A 2,851-nucleotide genomic window follows, 5' to 3' on the forward strand; every position below is an offset into this window, starting at 1 on the left:
AGCTGGAAGAGCAGGCGACCTCGATGGCGATGGTCGCGGCCGGTCTCGGTGTGACGCTGGTGTCGGATCTGGGTCTGGCGTTGCGCCCGCCCGGGGTGGATATCGTGCCGCTCGGCGACGCCCTCACCCGCACGGTGTCGCTGGCCTACCGCACCAACTCGGCGGGCCGGGCCGCGCTGCTGCTGGTGGTGGACGCGATCCGGACCGCCGCGGCGAAGAAGGGACTCGCTCCCGATATCCGCACCGCACCCACCGTGCGCCGAACCTCAGATGCTGCCGGTGCTCAGGAAACCGAGTAGATCGTGGCGGGTGATGACGCCGACGGGCTTACCGTCTTCGACGACCATCAGCGCGTCGGAATCCGACAGTGCCTTGGTGGCGGTCGAGAGGGGCTCGCCCGAGCCGATCAGCGGGAACGACGGGCTCATGTGCTGGGCAACGGAGTCGGTGAGATTGGCGCGGCCTTCGAACACCGCCGAGAGCAGGTCGCGTTCGGTGACGCTGCCCGCGACCTCACCGGCCATGACCGGCGGCTCGGCGCCGACGACGGGCATCTGGGAGACGCCGTATTCGCGCAGGATCTCGATGGCGTCGCGCAGGGTTTCCGACGGGTGGGTGTGCACCAGGTCGGGCAGAGCGCCGGACTTGCCGCGCAGCACGTCGCCGACCAGCGGTTCCGGGCCGGCTTCCAGCGGAGTCTGGAGGAAGCCGTAGGAGCTCATCCACTTGTCGTTGAAGATCTTCGACAGGTAGCCGCGGCCACCGTCGGGCAGCAGCACGACCACCACGGCGTCGGGATCACGGCGGGCGACCTCGATCGCGGCGACCACGGCCATGCCGCAGGAACCACCGACCAGCAGACCTTCCTCGCGTGCCAGGCGCCGGGTCATCTCGAAGGAGTCCGCGTCGGAGACGGCGATGATCTCGTCGGGGATCGACGCGTCGTAGGCGGTGGGCCAGAAGTCCTCGCCGACACCCTCGACCAGGTAGGGGCGCCCGGTGCCGCCGGAGTACACCGAGCCCTCCGGATCGGCGCCGATGATCTTGACCTTGCCGCCGGACACTTCCTTGAGATAGCGGCCGGTGCCGGAGATGGTGCCGCCGGTGCCGACGCCCGCGACGAAGTGGGTGACCTTGCCTTCGGTGTCGGCCCAGATCTCGGGACCGGTGGTCTCGTAGTGGCTGTCGGGGCCGCCCGGGTTCGAGTACTGGTTGGGCTTCCAGGCGCCCTCGATCTCCCTGACCAGGCGATCGGAGACGTTGTAGTAGCTGTCGGGGTGCTCCGGCGGCACGGCGGTCGGGCAGACCACGACCTCGGCGCCGTAGGCACGCAACACGTTGCGCTTGTCCTCGCTGACCTTGTCCGGGCACACGAACACGCACTTGTACCCGCGCTGCTGGGCGACCAGCGCCAGGCCGACACCGGTATTTCCCGAGGTCGGCTCGACGATCGTGCCGCCCGGCTTCAGCAGTCCGTCCTGCTCGGCGGCGTCGATCATCTTGACCGCGATCCGGTCCTTGGAGCTGCCGCCCGGGTTCAGGTATTCGACCTTCGCGGCCACCAGGCCCGCGTTGGGGCCGACCACCGAGTTCAGCCGAACAAGGGGGGTGTTGCCGATGAGATCGACGACATGATCCGCGATGCGCATGGTGCCGAGGGTAGCCGAGCACTTGCGCTCGACGCCGAGCGGAGGGGCGCCCACCAGGCCGCAAGTGGCCGACATCTCCGTTCCTCGCGATCTCCGTCGTAGAATTTTCGAATGTGAGCGCACCTCGAATCAGCTGGCGGACGGCGGCCGTGACCGGAGCGACGACGGTGCTCGCCGGATCGAGCGCCGGAACTGTCTCCTGGGCGACGTATCGATTGCTGATGACGCAGGCGGGTGCGGCGCGCGCGGTGATCGGCCGCGATACCTCCAAGCCGCCCGAGGCGGATGGCGTGTACGCACCGGGCGCGAGCCTGCCGGAGCCGTGGCGTAAGACGACGCCGGTCGACCTGCACCTGATGATCTTCGGCGACTCCACCGCGGCCGGGCTCGGCTGTCTCGGCGCCGCCGATGTGCCGGGGGTGCGGTTGGCCCGCGGGTTGGCCGAGGCCACCGGCCTGCGCATCCGGTTGAGCACCAAGGCCATCTCCGGCGCCACCTCGAAGGGCTTGGCCGGACAGGTCGACGCGATGTTCGTGGCGGGGCCGCCGCCGGACGCGGCGGTGATCCTGGTCGGCGCCAACGACATCACCAAGAAGCACTCCATCCGGGCCTCGGCGCGCAGACTCGCGGCGGCGGTGTCGCGACTGCGCGAAGCGGACGCGCTGGTGGTGGTCGGCACCTGCCCGAACCTCGGCACCGTCACCGCGATCCAGCAGCCGCTGCGCACGATCGTCGCGAACTGGAGTGTGCGGCTGGCCAAGGCGCAGACGGTCGCGACCACCATCGCGGGCGGCATCGCGGTGCCGATGGGCTCACCGCTGGTCGCCTCGGAGTTCCGCGCCGCGCCCGAAATCCTCTTCGCCACCGACGGATTCCACCCGTCCGCGGCAGGCTACGAATTGGCCGCCGCGCAGCTGCTTCCCGTGCTGATCGCCCAGGTGCGCGACCGCCCTGCTCTTCCCGTCGCGCAGCTGGAGACGTAGATTCGAGAATGACCGGCATGTAAACAGCCGTTCACGTCGAACAACGCGAAAAGGAGTCCTCATGCCCGAGGCCGTCATCGTCAGCACCGCCCGTTCCCCCATCGGCCGTGCCGTCAAGGGGTCACTGGCGGGAATGCGCCCGGACGACCTGACCACGCAGATGATTCGTGCCGCGCTGGCCAAGGTGCCTTCGCTCGACCCGACGCAGATCGACGACAT

At 69.2% G+C, this 2,851-nt stretch carries 3 protein-coding genes and 1 pseudogene; 3 read left to right on the forward strand and 1 reads right to left on the reverse strand.

Translation table 11 applies throughout. The features are described 5' to 3' along the window. The coding region (locus tag ACFWF3_RS30900; protein ID WP_379317246.1) for a LysR substrate-binding domain-containing protein at positions 1-299 on the forward strand (299 nt) is incomplete at its 5' end. Here the strand turns inward: ACFWF3_RS30900 and ACFWF3_RS30905 are convergent. Then, positions 267-1,649 (reverse strand): cystathionine beta-synthase, encoded by a 1,383-nt coding sequence (locus ACFWF3_RS30905; protein WP_378636216.1) that lies wholly within the window; start codon positions 1,647-1,649, stop codon positions 267-269. The genes ACFWF3_RS30900 and ACFWF3_RS30905 overlap by 33 nt on opposite strands. A gap of 113 nt (positions 1,650-1,762) precedes the next feature. Between ACFWF3_RS30905 and ACFWF3_RS30910 the strand changes: the two genes are divergently transcribed. Both ACFWF3_RS30910 and ACFWF3_RS30915 read left to right on the forward strand, forming a co-directional pair. After that, positions 1,763-2,632 carry an SGNH/GDSL hydrolase family protein gene (locus tag ACFWF3_RS30910; RefSeq protein WP_378636213.1) on the forward strand — a complete coding sequence of 290 codons (870 nt, stop codon included), beginning with the start codon at positions 1,763-1,765 and terminating at the stop codon, positions 2,630-2,632. 61 nt (positions 2,633-2,693) lie between these two features. After that, a pseudogene (locus tag ACFWF3_RS30915) lies at positions 2,694-2,851 on the forward strand (acetyl-CoA C-acyltransferase); the annotation flags it as partial.

The sequence above is a fragment of the Nocardia sp. NPDC060220 genome, from assembly GCF_042727815.1.
GTDB lineage: Bacteria > Actinomycetota > Actinomycetes > Mycobacteriales > Mycobacteriaceae > Nocardia.

Bases quoted from the DNA above. Each gene is read 5' to 3' on its own strand.
- ACFWF3_RS30905 (WP_378636216.1), bottom strand. From the start codon at position 1,649: ATGCGCATCGCGGATCATGTCGTCGATCTCATCGGCAACACCCCCCTT.